General features: G+C 48.8%; 20 protein-coding genes. 3 read left to right on the top strand and 17 right to left on the bottom strand.

The features are described from left to right. Positions 1 to 34: 34 nt before the first annotated feature. From J0B03_RS10975 to argC, 8 genes are all read right to left on the bottom strand, one after another. On the bottom strand, positions 35 to 2,977 hold the full coding sequence (locus J0B03_RS10975; RefSeq protein ID WP_374058606.1) for a vitamin B12-dependent ribonucleotide reductase: 2,943 nt from the start codon (positions 2,975 to 2,977) through the stop codon (positions 35 to 37). Positions 2,978 to 3,136: 159 nt separating this feature from the next. Then, a complete protein-coding gene (gene plsY / locus J0B03_RS10970) occupies positions 3,137 to 3,733 on the bottom strand; it encodes a glycerol-3-phosphate 1-O-acyltransferase PlsY (protein ID WP_207299639.1) in 597 nt (198 codons plus the stop codon). A gap of 81 nt (positions 3,734 to 3,814) precedes the next feature. After that, the gene (gene carB, locus J0B03_RS10965) at positions 3,815 to 7,009 is read right to left on the bottom strand and encodes a carbamoyl-phosphate synthase (glutamine-hydrolyzing) large subunit (RefSeq protein WP_207299638.1); all 3,195 of its coding nucleotides are present in this window, start codon (positions 7,007 to 7,009) and stop codon (positions 3,815 to 3,817) included. Continuing rightward, positions 6,993 to 8,069 (bottom strand): glutamine-hydrolyzing carbamoyl-phosphate synthase small subunit, encoded by a 1,077-nt coding sequence (gene carA / locus J0B03_RS10960; RefSeq protein WP_207299637.1) that lies wholly within the window; start codon positions 8,067 to 8,069, stop codon positions 6,993 to 6,995. Before carA ends, carB begins: the two co-directional genes overlap by 17 nt. Continuing rightward, a complete protein-coding gene (locus J0B03_RS10955) occupies positions 8,066 to 9,259 on the bottom strand; it encodes an aspartate aminotransferase family protein (protein ID WP_207299636.1) in 1,194 nt (397 codons plus the stop codon). Before J0B03_RS10955 ends, carA begins: the two co-directional genes overlap by 4 nt. A 2-nt stretch (positions 9,260 to 9,261) precedes the next feature. Continuing rightward, positions 9,262 to 10,131: an acetylglutamate kinase gene (gene argB / locus J0B03_RS10950; protein WP_246798135.1), complete on the bottom strand. Its 870-nt coding sequence runs from the start codon at positions 10,129 to 10,131 to the stop codon at positions 9,262 to 9,264. A 10-nt stretch (positions 10,132 to 10,141) separates the two neighbouring features. Continuing rightward, the gene (gene argJ / locus J0B03_RS10945; protein ID WP_207299634.1) at positions 10,142 to 11,362 is read right to left on the bottom strand and encodes a bifunctional ornithine acetyltransferase/N-acetylglutamate synthase; all 1,221 of its coding nucleotides are present in this window, start codon (positions 11,360 to 11,362) and stop codon (positions 10,142 to 10,144) included. A gap of 18 nt (positions 11,363 to 11,380) precedes the next feature. Continuing rightward, positions 11,381 to 12,424 carry an N-acetyl-gamma-glutamyl-phosphate reductase gene (gene argC, locus J0B03_RS10940; RefSeq protein ID WP_207299633.1) on the bottom strand — a complete coding sequence of 348 codons (1,044 nt, stop codon included), beginning with the start codon at positions 12,422 to 12,424 and terminating at the stop codon, positions 11,381 to 11,383. Between the two features lie 245 nt (positions 12,425 to 12,669). Between argC and J0B03_RS10935 the strand changes: the two genes are divergently transcribed. Together J0B03_RS10935 and argH are read left to right on the top strand one after the other, a co-directional pair. Next, complete coding sequence (locus tag J0B03_RS10935) at positions 12,670 to 13,899, top strand: argininosuccinate synthase (protein ID WP_508278642.1); 1,230 nt, start codon at positions 12,670 to 12,672, stop codon at positions 13,897 to 13,899. Next, complete coding sequence (gene argH / locus J0B03_RS10930; RefSeq protein WP_207299632.1) at positions 13,896 to 15,284, top strand: argininosuccinate lyase; 1,389 nt, start codon at positions 13,896 to 13,898, stop codon at positions 15,282 to 15,284. Before J0B03_RS10935 ends, argH begins: the two co-directional genes overlap by 4 nt. 79 nt (positions 15,285 to 15,363) lie before the next feature. Here argH and J0B03_RS10925 read toward each other — a convergent pair whose 3' ends face one another. Genes J0B03_RS10925 through J0B03_RS10900 form a run of 6 tightly spaced genes read right to left on the bottom strand, consistent with a single transcriptional unit; the run spans position 15,364 to position 21,892 of the window. Next, positions 15,364 to 15,885: a DUF2284 domain-containing protein gene (locus J0B03_RS10925; RefSeq protein WP_207299631.1), complete on the bottom strand. Its 522-nt coding sequence runs from the start codon at positions 15,883 to 15,885 to the stop codon at positions 15,364 to 15,366. A gap of 19 nt (positions 15,886 to 15,904) precedes the next feature. Further along, positions 15,905 to 17,365, bottom strand: a complete 1,461-nt coding sequence (gene gltX / locus J0B03_RS10920) for a glutamate--tRNA ligase (RefSeq protein ID WP_374058605.1) — start codon at positions 17,363 to 17,365, stop codon at positions 15,905 to 15,907. 25 nt (positions 17,366 to 17,390) lie between these two features. Then, the gene (locus J0B03_RS10915; protein ID WP_207299629.1) at positions 17,391 to 18,074 is read right to left on the bottom strand and encodes a TIGR03936 family radical SAM-associated protein; all 684 of its coding nucleotides are present in this window, start codon (positions 18,072 to 18,074) and stop codon (positions 17,391 to 17,393) included. Next, on the bottom strand, positions 18,049 to 19,905 hold the full coding sequence (locus J0B03_RS10910; RefSeq protein WP_207299628.1) for a TIGR03960 family B12-binding radical SAM protein: 1,857 nt from the start codon (positions 19,903 to 19,905) through the stop codon (positions 18,049 to 18,051). Before J0B03_RS10910 ends, J0B03_RS10915 begins: the two co-directional genes overlap by 26 nt. Before the next feature lie 16 nt (positions 19,906 to 19,921). Next, positions 19,922 to 21,043 carry a rod shape-determining protein RodA gene (gene rodA, locus J0B03_RS10905; RefSeq protein ID WP_207299627.1) on the bottom strand — a complete coding sequence of 374 codons (1,122 nt, stop codon included), beginning with the start codon at positions 21,041 to 21,043 and terminating at the stop codon, positions 19,922 to 19,924. Between the two features lie 45 nt (positions 21,044 to 21,088). Beyond that, positions 21,089 to 21,892: a shikimate dehydrogenase family protein gene (locus J0B03_RS10900; protein ID WP_207299626.1), complete on the bottom strand. Its 804-nt coding sequence runs from the start codon at positions 21,890 to 21,892 to the stop codon at positions 21,089 to 21,091. A gap of 97 nt (positions 21,893 to 21,989) precedes the next feature. Here J0B03_RS10900 and J0B03_RS10895 point away from each other — a divergent pair, with 97 nt between their 5' ends. Further along, a complete protein-coding gene (locus J0B03_RS10895) occupies positions 21,990 to 22,262 on the top strand; it encodes a YerC/YecD family TrpR-related protein (RefSeq protein WP_207299625.1) in 273 nt (90 codons plus the stop codon). Positions 22,263 to 22,269: 7 nt separating this feature from the next. Here J0B03_RS10895 and J0B03_RS10890 read toward each other — a convergent pair whose 3' ends face one another. Genes J0B03_RS10890 through acpS form a run of 3 tightly spaced genes read right to left on the bottom strand, consistent with a single transcriptional unit; the run spans position 22,270 to position 26,095 of the window. Then, a complete protein-coding gene (locus J0B03_RS10890) occupies positions 22,270 to 24,201 on the bottom strand; it encodes an NAD(+) synthase (RefSeq protein WP_207299624.1) in 1,932 nt (643 codons plus the stop codon). After that, positions 24,198 to 25,715, bottom strand: a complete 1,518-nt coding sequence (locus J0B03_RS10885) for an NAD(P)H-hydrate dehydratase (RefSeq protein ID WP_207299623.1) — start codon at positions 25,713 to 25,715, stop codon at positions 24,198 to 24,200. The genes J0B03_RS10890 and J0B03_RS10885 overlap by 4 nt, the downstream gene beginning before the upstream one ends. Continuing rightward, the gene (gene acpS, locus J0B03_RS10880) at positions 25,712 to 26,095 is read right to left on the bottom strand and encodes a holo-ACP synthase (protein ID WP_207299622.1); all 384 of its coding nucleotides are present in this window, start codon (positions 26,093 to 26,095) and stop codon (positions 25,712 to 25,714) included. The genes J0B03_RS10885 and acpS overlap by 4 nt, the downstream gene beginning before the upstream one ends. Between the last annotated feature and the right edge of the window lie 106 nt (positions 26,096 to 26,201).

Genomic DNA, 26,201 nt, shown 5'->3' with positions numbered 1-26,201 from the left:
CCCCCTTGATGGGGACGACCATTTTTTTCATGGATCAGCTGCAGCCCGTAGTGCTTCCGCAATCCAGGCAAACTTTGCAGGTGCCGTTTTTCACCATTCTGGTACTTCCGCAATGGGAACAGCTTTCCCCATAGATTCGTTCTCCTTGAGTTTCTGCCGTATCTCCCGGATCCACATCTTTCACCAACGTTTCCACAGCAGACAACTTGCTCATGGGGATGAATGCTTCCGGCTTCACCTGGCATCTGCTGAAATCACCCATTTCGATGTCGATGATCTTGCTGAGAAGATCGGCGATGGATGAAGCATACTTGATGTAAGGATGTCGCGCTACAAACCCTGCCGGTTCAAACTGCTGACCCCGGAGTAACCGGGAAAGCTCTTTGGGCGGGATATTGTATTGCAGCATGTTGGACAGAGCTTTGGACATGGATGCCAGCAACCCTTTGACAACCGTTCCTTCCTTGTCGGTAGAAACAAATACTTCCGCTAAATTGCCGTCTTCATAAAACCCGATGGTAATGTACAGCTCGATGTCGCCGATCTTGGCCGAGTGGGTCCTGCTGGTTCTCATCCCTCCAGGTCTTTTTCGGTTCGGTACGTGCTTGACACAGTTTTTGGCGTACTCCACCAGTTCCTTGTAGGTGTACTCTTCCAGATCCTTCTCCTGATCTTCTGCCATTCCGGAAGAAAGTGGTTGGCTTGCCTTGCATCCATCCCGGTACAGGGCGATGGCCTTGGTACCGGTCTTCCAGGCAAGACGGTGGATCATGTCGATGTCCTCCACTTTTGCCTGATTCGGCAGATTGACGGTTTTGGATACGGAACCGCTGATCAATGGCGTGATGGCCGAAACCATCATGACGTGCCCTTCCGGTGAAATGGTATTGGCGGTATCGAAAATGGGATAGTGTTCTTCCTTCAAACGCGGAGCGCCGATGACGCTGCCGTGCATGACTTTCCCATCGTCGTCCTTCTCCATGATGTAGTCCATGATCTCTTTGATCGCTTCTTCGTTGTAACCCAAGTTTTTTAATGCGATCTCCAAGATAGGATTGACCATTTCCATGCTTCCGCCGCCAACCAACTGTTTGAAGACCATATGGCTGTAGAAAGGTTCGATGGAAGTCGCTCCGCAATCCATGGCCAGGGATATGGTTCCCGTCGGTGCAATAACGGAGACTTGGGCATTGCGATATCCAAACTCCTTGCCGTACTTGTAGGCATCGGTCCAAACTTCCTTCAGCACTTCCCCAAGTTTTCCCTGGTTCATGTTTTTCAGCACGTCATGATCCACCATGACCGGTGTGTAGCTGATGTCTTCCAGTTCGTCTTCCATGGCTCCTGCGACCCGGCTGTGGTTTCGGATGACCCTCAACATGTGTTCCCGGTTGATCTCATACTTTTCGAAAGGACCTACTATTTCCGCCATGAATGCGGACATCCGATAGGACGCTCCCGTCATGATTCCGGAAAGGGTCGCCACAAGATTTCGACTTTCGTCGGAATCATAAGGCAGTCCCATTGCCAGCAGCAGGGAGGACGTATTGGCCAGTCCCAGACCGGTGGTTCGGAACAGGTGGCTTTTCCTTGCGATGTCTTTGGTGGGGAATTGCCCCCAGTGGATGGAAGATTCCAATACCAGCTGGATCATCTCGATCAAATGAACAAACTTCGTTACATCAAAGCTGTTGTTTTCTTCGTCGTAAAACCGGTATACATTGATGGATGCCAGGTTGCAGGCCGTATCGTCCAAAAAGGCATACTCGCTGCAGGGGTTGGTGGCATTGATCCGGTTGTATTTCGCCCCTACTTTTCCGTCTTCGCCACCGGGACAGGTATGCCATGCATTGAAAATATCGTCAAACTGCAAGCCGGGATCTGCACATTCCCAGGAGGACTGGTTGATCAGGTTCCATAGATAGGACACTTTCACATCTTTGTTTACCTGGTCATCCGTTCGACCTTTCAGGGTGATCATGGCATCGGGATCCGTCTTCAGATTGAATACGCTCTCCATGAATTCCCCAGTCAGCCTCACGGAGTTGTTGCTGTTTTGACCGCTGACGGTAGCATAGGCTTCTCCATCCATGGACGTATCGTATCCCATTTTCCCCAAGTCCCGAACCTTCTGTTCTTCCTTGGCTTTCCAGGTAATGAAAGATTCGATCTCCGGATGGTCGATGTCGGTGATGACCATTTTTGCCGCACGTCGAGTGGTTCCGCCGGATTTGATGGCTCCCGCATTTCGATCCAAGCCCTGCAAAAAGCTCATCATGCCGGAGGAATGGCCTCCACTGGATAATTTCTCATCCAAGCCCCGAATATTGGAGAAATTGGTTCCAACGCCGGAACCGCCTTTGAACAATTTGGTCTCACTGACATACTGCTCTGTAATGGAGTGATCTCCCATGAGTTTGTCTTCAATGGATAAAATGAAACATGCCGACGCTTGCGTTCTGGAATATCGGTCCGGACTTTCCACCACTTCGCCGGATTCGCTGTCATAGTAGTACAGATTGTCTTTCTCTCCCCGGATCCCGTAACTGTTAAACAACCCGGTATTGAACCATTGAGGAGAGTTGGGTGCCCACATCTGGCTGAGCAGTCCAAAAACCAATTCATCATAGACGATCTGATAAGCTTCTTTGGTTTTTAAAACTCCTTCGTCTTTTAAAGAATCCACCCAAAAACGAACCAGTCGATCCGCCACATCCCGCATGCTCCGTTCATGACCGACGCTGTTGTTGACGCCCGCCTTTCGAAAATACTTGGTAGCGATGATATTGCAGGCATTTTGGCTGTAGTGTTCCGGAAACTCCAATTCCGGCATGTCCGCAATGGTCTTCCCCGTCTTCCAGTTTTTCATGAAGACGTCCACCGTCTTCCACTGGAACAGATCATAAACGCTAAGACTCTTGTCCTCCTCCAGTTTTGTGGTAAAAACCCGTTGTACAGATGCTTTCAAGTGAGACAATGACAAAACCTCCATTCGGTAATTAATACATCATATTGTGTATGAGTTCAATATTTCTCAATAGATATAGTATACTACACCTTTTCACAAAATCCTATAAGAAAAACAGATTCTGCAAAATGTTTTTTTGCAGAATCTGTTTGCGTCCATGGACGATAGCTATTCAATGGGCTTTTTCTGTCCCAATTTGTTCTCGTTTCCCTGAAGCAACCGCTTGATGTTTCCCCGGTGTCGATACACGGAAAACACGGAGATCACCAAGGCAAAAGCCAATGGCAATCCAACTCCTCGAAGGAAGTAAATAATAAAGGGAAGCAATGCCACTCCGGTGATGGACCCCAAGGACACATACCTGGTAAGGGCGATCAGCCCAACTCCTATCCCGATGCAGATCAATGCCGCCATTGGATCATACATCATGAAAACGCCAATGGAAGTGGCAATCCCTTTTCCCCCGCGAAATCCCATGAAAGCAGGCCAGTTGTGGCCGGCAATGACGGCCAGTCCGGAGAGGACCACTGTTATTTCATTGGATGCGAAGGCTTTTGCCAATAATATGGCAGCCACGCCTTTGAATACATCTCCCAGTAGAACCAATACCGCATACTTTTTCCCCAGGACTCGCAATACATTGGTCGTTCCTGCATTGCCGCTTCCAAAATTTCGAATGTCTTTTTTTGTCTTCCATTTCACCAGCAAGTAGGCGAAAGATATGTTTCCTATGAAATAGGACAAGATCACTAAAATGAAATCCATATGTCCACTCCTTCTTCAAATTAGGAGTTTATTATACCACAATCTTTCCCACTGCGGACATGCTTTTGGGCCTTTTCCCAATTATCTGTAATCGCTGATGGGGGGATAGGTTCGTTTTTTCTCCTTTTTCCACGTTTCCACCGCGATCAGATAGGCAGCCACCGTATCAAGGCAGGTGAAACAAGTCGTTTCCAAGCTTTGGCACAAACTTCGCAATCGAAAGCCAACCCGTTTTGGATCCTTTCCCACGGTAGGCGTATTGATGACCAGGTCCACTTCTCCACTCTTTAATAAGGATTCCAGCTCTTCCGATCCGGATTTGTCTACTTCAATAACCTTCAATCCCCTCATTGTGAAATAGACTTTCGTTTCCCCGGTGGCATAAATGGAATGCCCCCAGGCAGCCAGCCTTTTTGCCAGTTCCAATCCCTCTTCCCGATCGTTGGAATGGAGGGAGAACAGCACACCTCCCTTAAGATCCAAGGAGATGCCGGAAGCGACAAATGCCTTCGCCAAGGCCATTTCATATCGGACATCCAAACCCAATACTTCTCCCGTAGATTTCATTTCCGGTGTCAATGCACTGTCCACATCCAAGAGCTTCTGAAAAGAGAATACCGGTGCCTTCACCGCCACAAGAGGTCGAGGCGCCATCAGCCCCACTCCGTATGGCATGTCTATCAATTTTTCTCCAAGAATGACTTTCACCCCAATGGAGATCATGGGAATCCCCGTTACCTTGCTGATGATGGGGATGGTCCGGGATGCCCGAGGATTGACTTCGATGATATAAACGTCGTCTCCCTGCACCACAAACTGGATGTTGAGAACACCGATCACCTCCAATGCTCTAGCGATCCGCTTTGTATAATCCACCAGTTTTTCTTCCACTTCTTTGCTGCAATGTTGGGGTGGATATACGCTGAAGCTGTCTCCGGAGTGGACGCCCGTCCGCTCCACGTGTTCCATGATCCCGGGGATCAATACGTCTTTTCCATCGCTGACCGCATCCACTTCCATTTCCGTCCCTTGAATGTACTGATCGATAAGGATGGGGTGCTCCGGTGATACCTGATCCCATTGGCGGATGTATTCTTCCAAACCTTCCACGTCGTGGACCACCTGCATGGCTTGTCCGCCGATGACATAGGATGGACGAACCAAAACCGGGTAACCGATCTCTTCCGCCGCTTCCAATGCTTCTACCAGGCTGGCCACTCCTGTGCCTTTGGGTCGTGGGATGTCAAGTTCCATGAGCAACCGGTCGAAACGCTTGCGATCTTCCGCTGCATCGATGGCTTCCACACTGGTCCCCAGGATCTGGACCCCTCGTTCCATGAGCTTGGCTGCCAGATTGATGGAGGTTTGCCCTCCAAATTGAACGATGACGCCTTTGGGCATTTCCTTTCGGATCACGTTGTACACGTCTTCGATAAACAAAGGTTCAAAATACAATTTGTCCGCTGTATCGAAATCCGTACTGACCGTTTCCGGGTTGTTGTTGATCAGGATGGATTCGTATCCTGCATCTTGTATGGCCCAAACGGCGTGGACCGAGCAGTAGTCGAATTCAATTCCTTGCCCGATTCGTATGGGCCCGGATCCGATGACGATGATTTTTTCTTTTTTGCTGATGATGTTTTCATCTTCCTCGTCATAGGTGGAATAATAATATGGGGTGGAGGATTCAAACTCTCCCGCACAAGTGTCCACCATTTTATAGACAGGATAGATCCCATGGGCCCGACGGACCGCATCGATAACCTGGTGGGGTTGACCGGTCAGCGTTTCGATTTCCAGATCCGTAAACCCCAGCCGCTCCGCTTCCCGCAACAATTCTTTGTCAAAGTCTTCTTCCATCAATCTCTTTTCCATGGTGACGATGTTTTGGAATTTGGATAAAAACCAGGGGTCGATGCTTGTCACCTGATGGATCTCTTCCACGCTCATCCCCCTTCGCAATGCTTCAAAGATCACAAAGATCCGCTCGTCGTCCACCTGGTGGAGTGTTTCTTCCACTTGGCGATCGGTCCAATCTTCCATGGTCTCTTTTCGCATGGACACCAGATTTCCTTCCAAAGATATGACCGCCTTCAAAAAAGCACTTTCAAAACTACGATCGATGGCCATGACTTCCCCAGTAGCTTTCATTTGTGTGGACAAGGTCCGGTTGGCATAGGCAAATTTGTCGAAGGGCCATTTGGGGATCTTCACTACCACATAGTCCAACACCGGTTCAAAAGCGGCCTTGGTCCGCTTGGTGACGCTGTTTTCCATTTCGTGAAGATGAAGACCGATGGCGATCTTTGCCGCTACCTTGGCGATGGGGTATCCTGCCGCTTTGGAAGCCAAAGCGGAAGACCTGCTCACCCTGGGGTTGACCTCGATGACGATGTAGTCCTTGCTCTTGGGATCCAGAGCATACTGAACGTTGCACCCGCCTTCGATTTTCAAGGCCTTGATGATCTTCAGCGCGGAGGATCGAAGCATGTGGTATTCATTGTCCGTCAATGTTTGGGACGGTGCCACCACCATGCTGTCTCCCGTATGGATCCCTACGGGATCGATGTTTTCCATGTTGCAGATGATGATGCAGGTATCATTGGCATCCCGCATGACTTCGTATTCGATCTCCTTCCATCCCGCCACACTCTGTTCGATGAGGGCTTGACCGATCCTGGAAAAAAGCAGTCCTTTATGAAGGATCGCCTCCAAATCCTTTCGATTTTCTGCGATCCCTCCCCCGGTCCCGCCCATGGTGTAGGCCGGTCGTACGATCACCGGATAACCGGCCTCCTCTGCAAAGGCAACTCCCGCCTCCACCGTCGATACGATGGTGCTTTGGGGTATGGGTTCGTTGATATCCATCATCAGCTGGCGGAAAGCTTCCCGGTCTTCTGCCTGCTGTATGGCTTCCAGGGATGTACCCAGAAGACGGACGCCGAATTTTTCCAAGACGCCGGCTTCGTGAAGTTCCACCGCCATATTCAGCCCGGTCTGTCCACCCAAGGTAGGCAGAAGCCCGTCCGGTCGCTCCGAATCGATGATGGTAGTAAGTGCTTCCAGCGTCAGTGGTTGGATGTAGACTCGATCCGCCATGTTTTCGTCGGTCATGATGGTGGCAGGATTGCTGTTGACCAGCACTACTTCCACATTTTCTTCTTTTAAGGCCTTGCAAGCCTGGGTCCCGGCATAGTCAAACTCCGCTGCCTGTCCGATGACGATGGGACCGGAGCCGATGACCAGAACTTTTCGTATGTCATCCAATTTCGGCATGTTTTTTCTCCTCCAATATGCGGATCCATTCTTCCAGGATCACTCGTCCTTCTTCCGGACCGGGTCCTTCCTCCGGATGAAACTGGACCGCTTCCACATCCAGCCGGTGGTGGCAAAATCCTTCCAGGGTGTTGTCGTTGATGTTTCTCCAGGTCACTTCTGCATCGGCAGGCAAGCTGGATTCCTCTACGGCGTAACCATGATTTTGGGACGTGATGATCACCCGATTCGACGGCAGATGGATCGCCGGATGGTTCCCTCCCCGATGACCAAATTTCATTTTGTAGGTATCCGCCCCCAGAGCCAAGGCCAGCAATTGATTCCCCAGACAGATCCCCCGAAGTGGGATTTTCCCCGTCAGGTCTTTCAATGTATAGATGACAACATCGTTGTCCTTGGGATCTCCAGGACCGTTGGATACCAACAGTCCCTCCAAGTCATCTTCCAAGATCTCTTGGGAACTGGTATTCCATGGGTATTGGTAAATGGTGCATCCCTCATCCTTCAATATGTTGATGATCCCCTGTTTGCACCCCAGATCCAAGATGCCCATTCGGATCCCTTTTCCTGCATGAACAACTTTTTTCGTAGTTCCAAAACGCTGTCCCAAATCTGCAGGCATACGGAAATCATGGAGTTTCTCCAAATGATCAGTGCCTTCTTTGTATGTAAGAAGGCACTTCATGACACCGTAGTTCCTAATTTTTTTTGTGATCATCCGGGTATCGACCCCATAGATCCCGGGAACATTATGCTGTTTTAAATAATCGTCCAGGTTTTGTTCCCCCATGTAATGGCTTGGAGTGGCGCAGTATTCCCGCACCACCATGCCTTCCAGTGAAATCTTCTCCGATTCCCAGTCTGTTTTATTGATGCCGTAGCTTCCGATGATGGGATAGGTCATCACCACGGTTTGGGCCCCGTAAGACGGATCCGTCAAGATCTCCTGATACCCGGTCATCCCTGTGTTGAACACCAATTCGCTGACGCTCTCCCGAATGGCGCCAAAGGCGGTACCTTCAAAACGACTTCCGTCTTCCAGGTATAAGTATGCTTTCATGAACAATCCTCCAAGACGCTTTTCATGATCTGTGCGAAGGTTTCCATCTCCGTTTCCCCTACGATCAAGGGTGGAACGAAGCGGACCACATCGCTGCCGGCACCCAGGATCAAGAGTCCTTTTTCCATGGCCTTGGCCACCACTGCGGAAGGTTCCACTCCCTCCAACTGGATGCCCATCATGAGTCCTTTCCCTTTTACCGCTTTGATGCAGGAAAAGGAGGACTGCAGATCTTCCAGGATCCCTTTCAACTGTTTCCCCTGTTTTTGGACGTTCTCCATCAATCCCTTTTCCAAAAGCTCTTCCAGAACCACCAAGGCGGCTGTGGCCGACAGCGCATTTCCTCCAAAGGTGGAGGCATGGCTGCCTGGTGCAAAGGCAGATGCTATGTTTTCTTTCGCCAGGATGGCCCCCATGGGAACCCCGGCTCCCAAGCCCTTAGCACAGGCCACGATGTCCGGCTTCACTCCGTATCCCTGGTATGCAAAAAGGTCTCCCGTTCGTCCGATGCCGCTTTGGACCTCATCGAAGATAAGAACGATCTGCTCCTGATCACAAAGGGTTCGCAACCCCTGCAGGAATTCCACCGTTGCAGGGTTGATCCCACCTTCCCCCTGGATAGGCTCTACGATGATTGCTGCCGTTTGTGGTGTGATCTTGGATCTTACGTCATCCAGATCGTTGAATGCGGCAAAGGTCACTTCCGGTAGCATGGGATCCAGATCTTTTTGGTATTTCAGCTGTCCTGTTGCGGATATGGCCCCAAAAGTCCGACCATGAAAGGAATTCTTCATGGATATGATCTTATGGGCCTGCTCCGATTTGTTTTTCTTGCAGTACACCCGACTCAACTTCAATGCCGCCTCTACGGCTTCCGCGCCGCTGTTGCAGAAAAAGGCCCGATCCATGCCAGACGCTTTTGTCAGTTTCTCCGCCAGGTCCACCGCCGGTTTGTTGTAGTATAGGTTGGATATGTGGAGAAGCTTGTGCATTTGTTCCTGCAATTTTTCCAGTAAAACAGGATGGCCATAACCCAGGGCATTGACGGCGATGCCCGCAACGAAGTCGAGATATTCTTTCCCCTGGTCGTCCACCAGGACGCATCCCTTTCCATGGTCAAATACCATGGGAAAGGTTCCGTAGGTATGCATGATGTGTTTTTTTGCTTTTTCTATGGTTTTGTTTTCCATGTTCATTCCTCCGATTTATATATCATGGTGCCGATGCCGGAATTGGTAAATAGTTCCAACAACAGGCAATGTTCCTGACGACCATCCAAGATGTGTACCCGGTTGACCCCCTCCAGAATACTCTTTTTGCAGTTTTGTAGTTTGGGGATCATCCCCCCTTGGATGACTTTATTGTCGATCAGTCGATCCACATCTTCCACGGCAATTCGGGACAAGACACTGTCCGGGTCATTGATGTTTCGAAGAACTCCTTCCACATCCGTCAGATAGACCACTTTTTCCGCTTTTAGGGCCACGCCGACGGCGCTTGCTACATAGTCGGCATTGATGTTATAGGTATGGTGATGCTCATCGGTGGCAATGGGTGCTATGACTGGCACAAACCCCTCCTCCATCAGAGTGAGCATCAACTCCGGGTTGACCTTCTGGATCTCCCCCACCCAACCGATGTCTTTGCCCTCTGGCATCTTTTTCTCTGCAATGATGGTATTGGCATCTTTTCCACTGATCCCAACTGCCGGGATTCCCTGTTCGTGAAACATTTGGACGATCCCCTTGTTGATGTTGCCGCTCAAGACCATCTCCGCGATCTCCATGGTTTCATCGTCGGTGACCCGCAATCCGTCCAAAAATACGCTTTCCTTACCCATTTTAGCCAGGGTCTCGCTGATCTTCTTCCCTCCGCCGTGAACCACCACCGGTTTCATCCCCACCATCTTCATCATGGTGATATCCTTGATGACGGATTTTTTCAAGTCTTCGTCGATCATGGCGCTGCCGCCGTACTTGATGACGACGATTTTATTGTTGAACTGTTGAATATAAGGCAACGCCTCCAACAGAGTTTTTGCCTGATTGATGTACTTGTCCATGTTACCCTCCTTAAGAACGGTATTCTCCATTGATTTTCACGTATTCATAGCTTAGATCGCAACCCCATCCTGTGGCCTTGGCATTTCCGTCTTCCAACTGGATCAAGATGGAAATATCCCGGTTTTGAAGGAGTTCATAGGCAAAATCTTCATCAAAGGAAATGGGCAACCCTTCCTTCATGAGAAGGATCCGCTGTCCGGCAGCGGAAAATTCCAAACTGGTTTTGTCCGGATCAAAATCCGCACCCGAATAGCCCATGGCGCAGAGGATCCGTCCCCAGTTGGCATCCTCCCCAAACATGGCGGTTTTCACCAAATTGGATGTGAGGATGCTTTTTACCAGAATTCGTGCGTCTTCCGAAGTTTTCGCTCCGTCCACAGTCACTTCCAGGAACTTGCTGGCCCCTTCCCCGTCTTTGACGATCTCTTTTGCAAGGTGCTCGTTCAAGTGATGCAGGGCTTTGTAAAATTTGTGATAGTCGTTGTCTTCTTGGTCGATGATTGTATTTTCCGCCGATCCGTTGGCCATGACCATCACCATGTCGTTGGTGCTGGTGTCTCCGTCTACGGAGATCATGTTGTAGGTGTCCTTGCCGATCTTTCGCAGTGCCCTGCGCAGCAATTCCTGATCGATGGCCACATCCGTGGTAATAAAGGAAAGCATGGTGGCCATATTGGGATGGATCATTCCGGAACCCTTGGCCATACCGGACAAGGTCACTGTTTTTCCACCGATCTCCGTCTCCAAAGACAGGATCTTCATGGTGGTGTCTGTGGTCATGATCCCTTCCGCCGCATTCAGCCCGGCCTGAAGTTCTCCGCTGATTTCCGGCGCCAGGCTTTCGATGCCCGGCACCAAAACGTCCATGGGCAGGGGAACACCGATGACTCCTGTAGAAGCCACGAATACTTCTTCCGGCTCACATCCCAGCATGGCAGCTGTCTTTTGTGCCATGACCTTGGTATCCTCCATTCCCTGTTTGCCGGTACAGGCATTGGCGTTGCCGCTGTTGATCACGATGGCCCGGATGGGACCGGCCTTCCTTTCGATGTCCATGTTCCAAAGTACCGACGCTGCCTTTACTTTGTTGGTGGTAAACATGGCCGCAAATACAGCCGGTTTTTCACTTAACACGATGGACAGGTCCTTTCGCTTTCGTTTGATCCCTATGTGTTTGCCCCCGGCTTTGAATCCCTTGGGCGTATTTATGCTTCCTTCAATAGTATGCATTTTCGTATCCTCCATATCTTATACTGGAAAAACCGGAACCAGGTCCAATCCTTCCGTTTCCTTTAATCCAAACAAAATATTCATGTTTTGGACACCTTGCCCGGCTGCCCCTTTGACAAGGTTGTCAATGGCTCCAATGGCTACCAGGGTATTGGTACGTTCATCCACCTTCCACCCGATGTCGCAATAGTTGGATCCCTTTACCCACTTGGTTTCCGGGAAGGATCCTTTCGGCAAGGTTCGGACAAAGGGTTTGTCCTTGTAGAAATCCTGATACAATGCATCCACATCTTCCCAGGTCATCTTCTCCTTCAACCGAATGTAGCAGGTGGCCAGGATCCCCCGGTTCATGGGGACCAGATGGGGCGTAAAGATCAACCGGATCGACCTTCCTGCCGCAGTGGAGAGTTGTTCTTCGATCTCCGGTGTATGACGATGGGCTGCCACGCTGTATGCCTTTATGGATTCGTTGCATTCCGTAAAATGGGTCCCAAGGTTCAATCCTCTTCCAGCACCGGTCACACCGGATTTCGCATCGATGACGATGGAGTCCAAATCAAATGCAGAAGACCTCATCAAGGGAGCCAGGGTCAAAATGCTGCAGGTGGTATAACAACCTGGATTGGCGATCAGATCGTACTCGGCGATCTTTGGACCTTCGATCTCGCACAGGCCGTAAATGCTTTTCTCCATCAACTCCGGACTTTCGTGGGTCGTTTTATACCAGGCTTCGTATTCCGACAGATCCTTCAACCGGTAATCCGCCCCCATGTCGATGACTTTTGTCTTTTTCAGAATGGAATCCGTTACCAATCCGCTGGCCACCCCATGGGGCAGGGCCAAAAACATCACGTCCGATTCCTCGGCGATCTTCTCCAGATCTTGGGGTACAAACTCCTTGTCAAAGATGTCCTTGTAATTTCCATACATGTGATGGAAGGCCTCCCCCACCTTGCTGGTGGATGTGATGTGGACGATCTCCACCTGAGGGTGTCCCCACAACAACCGGATCAATTCCTGGCCTACATATCCCGATGCGCCGACGACGCTTGCTTTTATCATGATATTCCTCATTTCTTTCATTATTTTTATTCATTACTACTATATAAATATCCAAGTTTCCGTTATAATAGCATGTGTAGCAGGGGTCATACCCGTATAAAGTCGATCTGTTGTCTATCGACTTCACATAATTATACATAGATGTCTTTGTATTTTCAAGTATTTTTTTCAATACACTTGCATATTATTCATCTTTATCGTATAATTATTCGTATTCTATCAAGAACTCATGGAGGTAAATAAAAATGAAGAAAAAAGTAATATTGGCTTATTCCGGTGGATTGGATACCACCACCATCATACCCTGGCTTCGGGAAAACTACGATTACGAAGTCATCGCCGTCTGCATCGATGTGGGACAGGGATCGGAAACGGAAGGACTGGAAGAACGGGCCCTGGAATCCGGCGCCAGCAAGCTTTACATCGACGACGTCACCGATATTTTTGTCAACGACTATGTGATCCCCACCATGAAAGCCGGTGCGGTCTATGAAAACAAATACTTGCTGGGAACGTCCATCGCACGTCCCCTCATTGCAGAGCGTCTGGTCCATTATGCTTTAAAAGAAGGCGCAGAAGCCATTTGCCACGGAGCCACCGGCAAAGGCAACGACCAAGTCCGATTTGAATTGACCATCACTGCTCTGGCACCCCATTTGAAGATCATCGCTCCCTGGCGGATCTGGGACATCAAGTCCCGGGAAGACGCCATCGAGTATTGCATCATGCACGACATCAAGCTGAACATGAACAAGGATACCAGCTATAGCCGGGACAAAAACCTGTGGCATTTGAGCCACGAAGGACTTGAATTGGAAAATCCCGCCATCGAGCCCAACCATAAAAAAATCCTGCAGATGTGCAACACTTTGGAGGAAGCTCCCGACGAAAGCGAATACGTATCCATTGATTTTGAAGAAGGCATCCCTGTAGCCGTCAACGGCATGAAAATGGATGGAACTTCCATCCTGCGAACCTTGAACAGCATCGGCGGAAAACACGGGATCGGCGTCATCGACCTGATCGAAAACCGGGTCGTGGGCATGAAATCCCGAGGGATCTACGAAACGCCTGGCGGCACAATTCTTTATAAAGCTCATCAGGAATTGGAGCATCTGTGTTTTGACAAGGAGACATATTCCTTCAAACAGATCGTTGCCACCAAATTTTCCGAACTGGTATACAACGGACAATGGTTTACACCCCTGCGGGAGGCACTAAGCGCTTTCGTGGATGAAACCCAGCAGATCATCACCGGAACCGTTCGTTTCAAGCTGTACAAGGGTAATCTTGTACTAGCAGGGATCGAATCTCCCTTCTCCCTCTACAACGAGGAGATCTCCAGCTTCAGCACCGGAGAATTATACAATCACAAAGATGCGGAAGGGTTCATCAAGCTTTTCGGTTTGCCCATGAAAGTTCGCGCATTGATGAAAGAAAAAAACAACATGTTGTATGAGGAAGTGGAAGAATGAAACTGTGGGGAGGACGATTCACCAAAGAAACAAACCAAATGACCGATGATTTCAATTCCTCCATCCACTTTGACTACCTGCTTTACCCCTACGACATCCAAGGCAGCATTGCCCACGCCACCATGTTGGGCAAACAGGGGATCCTCACGAAACAGGAGAGCAAGGAGATCGTTCTGGGATTGAAATCCATCCTGGAAGACATCCAGGACGGAAAGGTCGAATTTGACGTATCTGCAGAAGACATCCACATGAACGTGGAAAAATTGCTGATCCAGCGCATTGGTGAAACGGGAAAGAAACTCCATACCGGACGAAGTCGAAACGATCAAGTGGCCTTGGATCTGAGAATGTACGTCAAGGAAGAGATCCGTCGTCTGGACGGGATGCTTCAACACCTTCAGCAGGTCCTCCTGGATCTGGGAAAGGAACATTTGGAGACCATCCTTCCCGGCTACACCCATTTGCAAAAGGCCCAGCCGGTAACCCTGGCCCACCATTTGAGCGCTTACTTTGAGATGTTCAAACGAGACCGGAGCCGATTGGAAGACTGTTACAAGAGAACCGATGTCATGCCCCTTGGTTCCAGCGCCCTGGCATCCACCACTTACGATCTGGATCGGGAACTGGTTGCCCACTTGCTGGATTTCAAGGAGATCACTAAAAACAGCATGGACGGGGTCAGCGACCGGGACTACGCCATCGAGTTTCTATCGGCCATGTCCACCATCATGATGCATCTGAGCCGCTTTAGCGAAGAGATCATCCTTTGGTGCACCGACGAATTCCACTTTATCAAGTTGGACGATGCCTACAGCACGGGAAGCAGCATCATGCCCCAGAAAAAAAATCCGGACATCGCCGAATTGGTCCGTGGAAAGACCGGCAGGGTCTATGGTCACCTGCTGGGATTGCTCACCACCATGAAAGGGATCCCCCTGGCTTACAACAAAGACATGCAGGAAGACAAGGAAGCAATCTTCGATGCAGTCAATACCTTGTCCATGTGCCTGCCCGTCTTCACCGACATGATCAACACCATGCAAGTGGACAAGGACGCCATGTACCAGGGTACCAAGACCGCCTTCACCAATGCAACAGACGCCGCCGACTGGCTGGTAAAAAAAGGACTCCCCTTCCGGGAAGCCCACGCCATTATCGGCAATTTGGTGTTGACTTGCATCGAAAAAGAAAAGAACATTGAAGATCTTACCATGGAAGAACTGAAAGAGATCTCCTCGGAATTCGATGAAAGCCTCTATGAAGCCATCACCATCGAAGCATGTGTCCATCAGAGAAAAAATATAGGTGGACCAGCACCGGATACGATGAAAGTCATTCTGGAAGAGTACGAGGAGTATTTGAAGAAACCTTTTCTTTCCATATAGTGGACGAACATATAAACGAATCCCCCTGTTTTAGTTGCGAAACAGGGGGATTTTCTATTTTGATTCTTTATTTGATGGTTTAGTACAGTACGCCACCCATGTAGGTCATGGTGTTGGGTCCGTTGTTGTATTTAAGTCCGTTGTCCTTCATCACTTTGATGACTTCGATCCCATAGGCCTCCAGGGATATGATCATGTCGTCCGGTCTTCTGCAAGGCTGTTCCGGATAAGTACATTTTGCACACAAGCTGCAACCTCCTGCACCCAGGATCAAATAGGGTGTTCCACTTCCTTTCAGTTCTTTGTTCAGCTTTACCAGGCGTTCCTGAAAATCTTTGATCCCTTCTGTCATGCCTTCGAAATCCATGCTGTCTTCCAACTCATAGATTTGGGATAGCATGATGAAATTGGAAAATTTATCGAATTTCTCTTTGATCTCGTCCAAGGGTGCCAATGCCGGTGGACAGGCCCAGTTTCTTCCATATTGCCCGCACGTGTTGCTCTCACACATGTCCCGGACTTCCGGATTCAAAATAACAGCCTCTCTAGGTAGTTCGTCACAGTTTTGAAACAGTTTTTTTGCTTCTTCCAATACGTTCATCGTGATCCTCCTGTCAAATTTATATAAATCGGCGAAACCGATCCATGACTTCTTCTTTCCCCAAAATACTCATGATCTTCATCAGGTCTGCCCCGTGCATCTGTCCGGTGGCAATGATCCGCGCTGGCATGAAAAGATTTTTGCCCTTGATTCCTTCTTCTTTCTGGATCTCCTTGAATATTTTTTTCAGAGTATCCGGTTCAAAATTCTCTGCGTCTTCCATTTTTTTCAGCGCAGCCTTTACAAGAAGGGATGTGGTGTCCAGCTGAAGCATTTCTTCCACCTCGGGACTTTCTTCAAGGCGGTAGACGAATATGTTTTCCAATTCTTCCTTGATGTCCGCCAGTGTATCCATTTTTTCCACGAAGGTATCGACGATCTTCTCCAAATGATCCCGGTTCTTTTCACCGTCTTCCGCAGAAACATATCCAGATTGTACCATGTACGGCAAAGTTTTGTCCACCAGCACATCCATGGGCATTTTTCGAATATATTCTCCATTCATCCACTTAAGTTTTTTCACATCAAATACGGCACCCGATTTATTGACCCGCTTCAAATCGAAGTGCTGGACCAGTTCATCCATGGAAAAGATCTCTTCATTGGTATCCGGGCTCCATCCCAACAAAGCGATGTAATTGACCAGGGCTTCCGGCAGATAGCCTTTCGCCAGAAAATCTTCCACGGCCACATCTCCCTGACGTTTGCTCAGTTTTTTCTTGTCTGCATTGAGGATATTGGGCAAATGGACGTAGGTTGGCTGCTCCCACCCAAATGCCTGATAAAGGAGGACGTGCTTCGGTGTGGAAGGAAGCCATTCCTCTCCTCGAATGACATGGGTGATCCCCATCAGATGATCATCCACCACGACGGCGAAATGATACGTGGGAAATCCGTCGGATTTGATCAGAACCTGATCGTCCACTTCATCGCTGTTGATGGTCACCTGGCCTCGAACCTCATCAAAAAACGTGATTTCTTCATTTACCGGCATTTTCAAACGGATAACAAATTCTTCTCCATTCATGATTCGGTCCTGGGCTTCTTCCCGACTCAGGTTTCTGCAATGACCATCGTACTTGGGGGTCAAATTTTGTTGCCGCTGGGCTTCTCGTACTTCTTCCAGTCGTTCTTTCGAACAGAAACAAGGATAGGCATGGCCCTCTTCCAGCAACACTCTCAAATGTTCTTTATACAGGTCCAATCGATCGGATTGGATATAAGGACCGAAATCCCCATTCTCCACCAGTTCGCCATCCACATAGGTGGGACCTTCATCGTGAAGGATCCCCGTTTTCTCCAGACAACCGATCAGATTTTCCATGGACCCTTCCACAAATCTTTTTTGGTCCGTATCTTCAATGCGAAGAATGTAACTCCCTCCCATTTTTTTTGCATACAAATAATTGTACAATGCAGTTCGCAGGGAACCGATGTGTACATATCCCGTTGGACTCGGTGCAAATCGCACTCGTACCATGTTCATTCCTCCTTGTGTTCTTCTCCTAAATCAATTCTTTTCCATTCTTCTTTCCCAAAAAAACTCGCTTGATAGTCACGCCTTCCTCCCAGTCCATGATGTTCTTCTCCGGATCCAATAGATCCAACACCACTTCCGGACGCAGGTTCTCTTGACTGCCGGATGCCAGAACCGTTTGTAGGATAAACCGCTCTCCTTCCACTTTTCCTTCAAGTTGACGGATCAGTGGCCGTATCTCCCGTTCTGCGTATTTTCCCTTTTTATTTCTTTTCCGCTGCAGAATGCTGTCACGTTCCTTCACATCCCGAATTTGCCGGATCAGGTCTTCTGCTGCGGCTATGGTGATCACTTTTCCAGTGATGTTATAACCGCTTTCTTCCACCATCGAAGTAAGAGACGGTAATTTCTCTTCCGACACAACGGCCGTCCGTGCAATAAATCCTGCAGGGGCATGGTCGTTGATCCTCCCGACCAGCTCTTCCGGTTCCACGCGGGACTCCAGTTCCACATCAAAATATTCGCAATCGGAAGTCATCCCAACCGCCAAGGCCATGGCAAAAGCCAACTTGGGATGGGGATTGAATCCTTCACTGTATTTCATGGGTATGTGGGCACGTCGCAGGATCCGCTGGACCATACGCTGCATGTCCAAATGGGAGATGTATCGGATCCCTTCTCCCCGCTCAAACTTCACTCTGGCTGTAAACATGGCAGGTCCATCCTTCCTTGAATTCGTTGAAACCACAATTCACACAATGATATTTGCAGAATCTCGTGAGTTTTTCATCCACTGCTTTTTCATATTCCTTGGCCAAAAAAGCCTTGGTGACGCCTATGTCGATGAAATCCCAAGGCAGCAGTTCATCCATAGGTCTTTCCCGGAACGTGTAGAATTCCGGATCCAAACCTTCTTCCTCGAATGCCTCCAACCATTTTTTTATGTCAAAGTGATCCCTGGAACCATCGAAAATACAGCCTTTGCTATATGCCCGAACCAAAACTTTGGACAACTTTCGATCGCCTCTGGCAAAGGCGCCCTCCAACAGGCTCAAGTTGGGGTCGTTCCAGCTGTAACGGATCATTTTGCTCCGCATGTTGTCGATGAGATGACGCTGCTTTTCACGAACAGAATCCAAGTCGTCCTGTTTTACCCATTGGAATGGAGTAAAGGGCTTGGGCACAAATGTGGAAGTCGAGACCACTACCTGGATCCTTTTGTTCTTCGTTTCACTGTTGCAGGCAAAGTATTCATCCAACACTTTATAAGCCAGCTTGGCGATGCCGTCCACATCTTCCATGGATTCCGTGGGAAGGCCGATCATGAAATACAGTTTGATATGGCCCCATCCCTTGTCATATGCTTCCTTCACCGACTGGATCAGATCTTCTTCCGAAACGCCTTTGTTGATCACATCCCGCATTCGCTGACTGCCTGCTTCCGGTGCAAAAGTCAATCCGGTTTTTCTCACCTGCTGGGTTTTTTCCGCTGTTTTGATGCTGAAGCTGTCGATCCTCAAGGAAGGCAATCCTACGGCGATTTTCTCCTGTTGGTACTTCTCCAACAGGTAATCCGTCAATTCCGGAAGACAGCTGTAATCCATGGTGCTTAGGGAAGAGAGGGATACCTCTTCATAACCTGTGCTATCGATCAAGCGATCTGCGTCCCTTTTCAAAGTTTCCAGACTTTTTTCCCGCAATGGACGATATACCATGCCTGCCTGGCAAAACCGGCATCCCCTGGTACATCCACGGAAAAGTTCAATGATGCTTCGATCATGGACGATTTCCACAAAAGGAACCACAAAGGATTTGGGAAAATAGACCTTGTCCAAATTTTCCACAAATCGTTTTTTTACCACCGGCGGTGCCGAAGGATGGATCGGTTCAAATGTTTTTAGTGTTCCGTCTTCGTGATAGGTGGCCTGGTACAACGATGGGACATAGATCCCTGGGATCTTTGCAACTTCCGTCAAATAAGCCTTTCGTCCGGATGTCCTGTCCCAGTTTCGGGTAACGTCCATCAGCTCCACCAGCACATCCTCCGCTTCTCCAATGACGATCAGATCTGCAAATTCCGCTACGGGTTCCGGATTGTAGGCGCAAGGTCCTCCAAAAACAACAAAAGGATCTTCTTCTCCCCGTTCTGCCGCAAACAAGGGTATCTTGCTCATGTCCAGCATGTTCAAAATATTGGTATAGCTCATTTCATATTGAAGAGTGAATCCCAGCAGATCGAAGTTTTTCAATCCGGTTTTGGTTTCCACAGAAAACAGGGGAATGTCATTGGCTCTCATTTCTTTTTCCATATCAGACCAGGGTGCAAAAGCGCGCTCGCAATACACATCTTCCATGGAATTGAGCAAGCCGTACAAGATCTTCATCCCCAAATGGGACATCCCTACTTCATACACATCAGGAAAAGCCATGCAAAATCGAATGGTTTTTTCATCGACCTCCTTGTGTACGCTGTTTATTTCATTCCCCGCATATCTGGCCGGCATTTCGACCCGGGGTAGTATTCGCTTCAATTGTTCTTCCATATTTTGTTCCTTTCTTCTAAAAGTTGATCTGATGTCGGCGCATGTGTACGTTGATCACCAAGCCCACCGCCAGCAAATTCGTCAGCAGGGAACTGCCGCCATAACTTAAAAACGGCAGAGTGATGCCGGTAATGGGCATGATCCCCAACGTCATGCCGATATTTTCGAATATTTGAAACAGGAACATGAAAAAGACACCGCTTATGATCAAAGTTCCAAATTCATCCCGGGCTGATTTGGCATCCTTGAGCAACCGGAACAAAAACAACATCAATAAAACCAATACGATCGCCGCTCCAACGAAACCGGCAGTTTCCGAGATGACGGAAAAAATAAAATCCGTCCATTGGGCCGGTAAAAAATTCAACCGGGTCATGGTATTTTCTGCTGCCGTCCCTTTCCCGAACATGCCTCCGGAACCGATGGTGATCATGGATTGGAGGGCATGATACCCATCCCCCAATGGATCATTCGCCGGATTGAAAACCGTAATGATTCGATTCTTTTGAAAATCTTTCATGAAATAATTCCAGAAAATGGGAAATCCTACCACAAAAGCGCCCAAGAGGCTAAAGTAATACTTCATGTGCAATCCCGCCATAAAAAGCATCCCTGCCGCTATGAAGATAAATACAAGAGACTGGCCCAGATCCGGTTGTATAAAAACGAAAAAGACCGGAATGGCGACAAATCCGATCACCGGCAACACATCCACTAATTTATTGAGACGACGGCTCCTGCGATCCAGCAGTTTGGCAAAGGATAGAATAAACCCAAGTTTTGCGATCTCCGACGTTTGAAACTCCATTACCCGCAAGTCGATCCATCCCCTGGTCCCCTTGTTAACGATGCCCAGTCCCGGTACGTACACCAGCAGCAGCACCACGATAGACAGTACGAAAATGTGGATCCAGTACTCCCCAAGGGTTTTATAATCGATCATGGTCAGCAACAACATGCCGACCATACCAAGACCAAAAGCCAGGGCCTGCTTCATCATAAAGGAAGAAGATTCCCCGGCAACAAAATTTTCCGTATTGGTGGCGACCCGAATGGCCATCAAACCGATGGCGAAGAGGGCCAGAACCACGGACAATAAAAAATAATCCGCCTTTTTCATGTATTTCAACCATTCCATAAAGACACCTCGATCAATTGCTCAGAGGATTATACCATAAAACCTTTATTTATACATTAATTCTGCGATGATTTGATGGATTCGTTCTTTCTCCTCTGCATCCACTTCTACTCCGGTCCAGATCTCTTCACTTTTCAGTGCCTGGGACACCAGCATGAACAAGCCGTTGACCACTTGAAGGCCTGCCTTCTCCGCTTCAACCAGGAGTGGCGTTTTTTCCGGATTGTAGATCAAATCCACTACATGTCCTGCTCCATCCAGCTTTTCCACCTCGATAGGGGATCGAGCTTCCTTGGAGGTCATCCCCACAGGTGTCGTATTGACAAAAACATCGGCTTTTTTCGTTGGAAAATCGTCATACGACCAAATTTTCTCGTCCTTGATCCAGTCGGATTCCCTGCGCCGACTGACAAAGGAAATGGAGGCCACTTGTCGGGTTTTCAACCCATAATAGACGCTTTTTGCCGCACCGCCTGTTCCCAGGATCACGTATCTGGCCCCTTGGACCGGCACCCTGTAATGATCCAGGGTATCCAAAAAACCGTATACATCGGTATTGAAACCGATCAATGTTCCGTCCACGTTGGAAACCGTGTTGACAGCGCCGATCTGCCGACTGGCTTCGTCCGCCGTATCCAAAAACGGAAGAATATCATTTTTATAGGGAATGGTGATGTTCAATCCCCGGTATTCTTCCAAAATGGATCGGATGGTCGTCGAAAAATCCTTTTTCTTTACTTCTCGCAATTCGTAGACCGCATCCATCTGATGCCTGGTATAGAACGCTTTATGTATGATGGGAGAATAGCTGTAACTCAGCACTTCTCCGATCAATCCAAACCTTTTCATAAAAAACCTCCTCCATGGAAATTCCTTTACTACTTTACCTTAATAAAGTATAATCAAACCAAGGCTGGTAAGCCTAACTTCATTCGGGAGGATAACAATGAACAAAGAACGCTTTCAACTGTTGATCCAATGCCTGATCTCCCTGGAATCCGAGGAAGAGACCATGGCTTTTTTAGAAGATCTCTGCACCATCAAGGAAATGGAAGACATGCAGCATCGATTGGAAATTGCCGTTGGACTGATGGACGGCCAAACCTTTACTGAAGTGCAGCATGAGACCGGTGCAAGCTCCACAACAGTCAGTCGGGTATCCCGCTGTCTAAAATACGGCGATGGTTATCGTCGGATCCTGGACCGGTTGAAAAAATAAACCTTTTCTATTTTTCCCAAAATTTCTGCCATGCCGCTACGGATGCATCGCTGGGCATCCGCCAATCTCCCCTTGGGGACAGATTGATGGATCCCACTTTTGGCCCGTCCGGCAAACAGGAACGCTTGAACTGTTGGGAGAAAAAGCGCTGGTAAAATTTCTTGAGCCATTTTTCTATGGTTTCTGCATCAAATATATTTTCAAAGGCGCGATTTGCCAACGTCATCACTTTTTCCGGTTGAAATCCGAACCGGACCACATAATACAGGAAAAAATCATGAAGTTCATAGGGGCCCACCACTTCTTCCGTCTTTTGGGCGATGTTGCCGTCTTTATCCGGCGGCAGGAGTTCCGGACTGACGGGAGTATCCAGAATATCGTGCAAAATGCTTCGAACTTCCTGCAGGCTGTTGTCCGCCACCCAATCCACCATGTATCGGACCAGGGTTTTTGGAATGCCGCTGTTGACACCATACATGGACATGTGGTCTCCATTGTAGGTGGCCCAACCAAGGGCAAGTTCCGACAGATCTCCCGTTCCCACCACCAAGCCGTTATACTTGTTGGCCAAGTCCATCAGGATCTGGGTGCGTTCCCTTGCCTGTGCATTTTCATAAGTAACATCATGGATCTGGGGATCATGCCCGATATCCTCAAAATGGCCCATGGTCGCCTCTACAATGGAGATCTCCTCCCAATGGATGTGCAACTGTTCCATCAGCGCCAAAGCGTTGTTGTAGGTCCGATCCGTCGTTCCAAATCCAGGCATGGTGATCCCCTTGATGTTTTTACGGTCCACTCCCAATCGATCGCAGGCTTTGACACATACCAGCAGCGCCAGGGTAGAATCCAATCCTCCGGAGATCCCCACCACCAGTGATTTCGCTTGGGCATGGAGATAGCGTTTCATCAATCCCGTCGTTTGGATCTGAAAGATCTCCTCGCAACGCTGATACCGGTCTTCCTGCCTGGATGGAACAAAAGGATGTTTCCAGACGCTGCGTTCCACCGTGCTGATATTTTCGGGCAATTGAAATTCCACTAATTGATAATCCCACGGCAATGCTCCTGTTCCGTAATAGGAACCTTGTTTTTTTGTCCGTTCTCCAGCCAGTCGTTCCACATCCACGTCAGCCGTCGTAAGACTGCCTTCCAGTGCAAATCGTTGATTTTCGGCCAGCAAAGTACCGTTTTCCACCAAAAAAGCATCTCCGCCGTGGACCACATCGGTAGTGGATTCGCCAAATCCGGCAGATGCATAGGCATAAGCGCTCAACGTTCTGGCTGCCTGGTTTTTCGCCAAATCCACCCGGTATTCTCTTTTCCCTACCAAATCGTTGCTTGCCGACAAGTTCAGCAATACCGTTGCACCTGCCATGGCATGATGGGAGCTTGGCGGTATGGGTACCCAGAGATCTTCGCAAATTTCTAGGCCCAAGGCCATATTAGTATCTCTTTTGTCCCGGAACAAGATTCGCGTCCCCATCCATGTGGACATTCCTGCATACTCCACCTGACAGTTTTCTGTAAAATCCTGACCGCTGGAAAACCAGCGTTTTTCATAATATTCGTTGTATTCCGGAATGTGGATCTTTGGTACGATCCCCAGGATCTTTCCTGTCCAGATCACCACTCCGCAATTGTATAGTCGATGAAACATTCGAACCGGCGCACCAATGACAAAAACACCTGCCTTGTCTTTGGAATGCTCCACGATCTTTTTTACACCACCTTGTGCAGCTTCTACAAGCCTTTCCTGAAAAAACAGATCTGCGCAAGTGTATCCCGTTATGCCCAATTCCGGAAAAACCAAAACGTCCACTTCCTTTTGTACAGCTGCGTCCATCATTTCCGTGATTTTTTCCACATTATGATCCACATCGGCCACTTTCAGTTCCGGCACTGCGCAACCAATTCGATAAAATCCCTGTCGATTCATCCCTTCACGTCCTCTGCAATAGTTTGTTCCAGCCCATGGATCCCCTTGTATATATTTGAAAGGATGTCCGTAGACGTCATGCTCCGCTCTCCATATATTTTTCTTGCTGCATTGCCTGCTTCCTGATGAACAAGCACTCCGCTTTTCATGGCTTCTTCATTGCTGCATCCCTGTGCAAGAAACCCTCCGATCAAGCCTGACAGCACGTCGCCGCTGCCGGCAGTGGCCATGCCGGAGTTGGGTCCATAGGAAAAAAACATCTCCTGGCCGCTTGCGATCACCGTGCAAGGTCCCTTCATAACCAAGTCCACCTGGTAGGATTCCAAAAACGAAGTGATAAAATACACGGGGTCCTCCAGCACATCCCGACTGGTTACGCGAAACAACCTGGCCATTTCGCCGGTATGGGGCGTCACAATGAGTCGGTGCTTTGAAAGTTGGATCCGATCCCGCAGATCGTTGAGCAACGGAATGGCTCCTCCATCCAGGACCAGGGGAATGTCACTTTCCATGATCTCCTGAACATATTCCACGTCTCGTTCTACATAAACGGTTCCAGGGCCGAAAACGACAGCATTTGTCTTTTTCAATTTTTCCATGAGTCCCTGATGGTCGAAAAAAGTATCCACCATCAGCTCCGGATAGAAAGACATCTTGCGGGCTTCCCAGTTTTCACAAGAAAGGAGCTGGGATACGCCACAACCAGTACGCAGACCTGCCATGGCCGCCAGGAAACCGGCCCCTTCCATGCCTCGGGATCCACCAATGACCACTAGCTTGCCAAAGTCATATTTATGGGCCGCTTTGCTACGGGAAGGCAGTTTTTGCTGGTTCCTTTCCAACATGGTTTTTTTATAATCGGGGTTTGAAGAAGTCCACAAACCCACTTCCTTTGTCAATAAAAGTTCCCCGGAATAAACACTGCTGCTCCCCATAAGATTTCCGGTCTTATACCCGTCCACGACAATGGTATAGGTTGCTTTTATGGCGATCTCACAGGCTTGCCCGTTGTTGCCGCGGATCCCGGAGGGCAGGTCCAGAGAGATGACCGGAAGCCCGGTCTCATTGATTTGCGCGATCGCTGCTGCAACAGCAGGCTCCATTTCTCCTCTGCATCCAGTCCCAAGTATGGCATCCACGATATATCGACTGCCGGCGACCCATTCGTCCCATCGCTCCACAGACACTTCATCCCAAATAAATACTTCACCCAAAGAGTGGGCCAACGTTCTTACTTCTTCACTCCAAAACTCTTGGGGTTGGATCATTATCGCTACCACCCTGGAGCCCAAGTTTTTCAGTTTTCCGGCCAAAGACAATCCATCTGCTCCGTTGTTTCCTTTCCCGCAGACAACTAGAAACTGCTTGCCTTCCGGTTGGGGGCAAATGGAAGAAACCAGCACATCCAAAATTTCATCTGTAGCTCTGTCTACCAAGGTCAATATGTCCATGTTGTGTTGGATCATGGTGTTGCGGTCTCTCTCCCGCATCTCTTCCACTGTATAAACATTCAATGCGATACCTCCTCCATGGCCAATGCCGTAGCCAATGCATGGTCCCGACTGTGGGATATGGTGACCATAACTTGAAGATCTTCTCCACCTTTCACGGCAGATCGGACCTTTTCGGACAACAGAACCACCGGTTTTCCTATATCATCCCCCAATATTTCGATGTCCGCCATGCCGAATGATCGAAAACCGGTGCCCAATGCCTTGGCTACAGCTTCCTTGGCGGCAAATCGGCCAGCCACTGCTTGCACAAAGTCTTTTCGAGACCTTAAATATTCCTGTTCCCGGGGAGTAAAGAGCTTGGTAAAAAAACGACTGTTTTTTTCCAAGGCTTTTCTGATCCGCTCCATTTCGATGATGTCGTTGCCGATCCCTCTAACCATCGCAATGCTCCTCTCTTTTGCCTTTAAATTATACCATAATTACACAATTTCGTCGTTTTTATGCAAAGTTTTTTCAATTTTTAGTTTGACATTAAAAATTGATGGT

This window comes from Alkalibacter rhizosphaerae (assembly GCF_017352215.1).
In the GTDB taxonomy this organism is placed as follows: Bacteria; Bacillota; Clostridia; order Eubacteriales; family Alkalibacteraceae; genus Alkalibacter; species Alkalibacter rhizosphaerae.
The sequence above is the reverse complement of the archived record's forward strand: the minus strand, read 5'-3'. Positions and strand labels throughout refer to the sequence as shown.

Coding starts and splice junctions, on each gene's coding strand:
- J0B03_RS10935 (WP_508278642.1), top strand. CDS start 12,670: ATGAAGAAAAAAGTAATATTGGCTTATTCCGGTGGATTGGATACCACC.
- argB (WP_246798135.1), bottom strand. CDS start 10,131: ATGGACAAGTACATCAATCAGGCAAAAACTCTGTTGGAGGCGTTGCCT.
- plsY (WP_207299639.1), bottom strand. CDS start 3,733: ATGGATTTCATTTTAGTGATCTTGTCCTATTTCATAGGAAACATATCT.
- J0B03_RS10910 (WP_207299628.1), bottom strand. CDS start 19,905: ATGGAAGAACAATTGAAGCGAATACTACCCCGGGTCGAAATGCCGGCC.
- argH (WP_207299632.1), top strand. CDS start 13,896: ATGAAACTGTGGGGAGGACGATTCACCAAAGAAACAAACCAAATGACC.
- rodA (WP_207299627.1), bottom strand. CDS start 21,043: ATGGAATGGTTGAAATACATGAAAAAGGCGGATTATTTTTTATTGTCC.
- acpS (WP_207299622.1), bottom strand. CDS start 26,095: ATGGTTAGAGGGATCGGCAACGACATCATCGAAATGGAGCGGATCAGA.
- argC (WP_207299633.1), bottom strand. CDS start 12,424: ATGATAAAAGCAAGCGTCGTCGGCGCATCGGGATATGTAGGCCAGGAA.
- J0B03_RS10925 (WP_207299631.1), bottom strand. CDS start 15,885: ATGAACGTATTGGAAGAAGCAAAAAAACTGTTTCAAAACTGTGACGAA.
- J0B03_RS10900 (WP_207299626.1), bottom strand. CDS start 21,892: ATGAAAAGGTTTGGATTGATCGGAGAAGTGCTGAGTTACAGCTATTCT.
- J0B03_RS10895 (WP_207299625.1), top strand. CDS start 21,990: ATGAACAAAGAACGCTTTCAACTGTTGATCCAATGCCTGATCTCCCTG.
- J0B03_RS10915 (WP_207299629.1), bottom strand. CDS start 18,074: ATGTTTACAGCCAGAGTGAAGTTTGAGCGGGGAGAAGGGATCCGATAC.
- J0B03_RS10890 (WP_207299624.1), bottom strand. CDS start 24,201: ATGAATCGACAGGGATTTTATCGAATTGGTTGCGCAGTGCCGGAACTG.
- J0B03_RS10955 (WP_207299636.1), bottom strand. CDS start 9,259: ATGGAAAACAAAACCATAGAAAAAGCAAAAAAACACATCATGCATACC.
- gltX (WP_374058605.1), bottom strand. CDS start 17,365: ATGGTACGAGTGCGATTTGCACCGAGTCCAACGGGATATGTACACATC.
- argJ (WP_207299634.1), bottom strand. CDS start 11,362: ATGCATACTATTGAAGGAAGCATAAATACGCCCAAGGGATTCAAAGCC.
- carA (WP_207299637.1), bottom strand. CDS start 8,069: ATGAAAGCATACTTATACCTGGAAGACGGAAGTCGTTTTGAAGGTACC.
- carB (WP_207299638.1), bottom strand. CDS start 7,009: ATGCCGAAATTGGATGACATACGAAAAGTTCTGGTCATCGGCTCCGGT.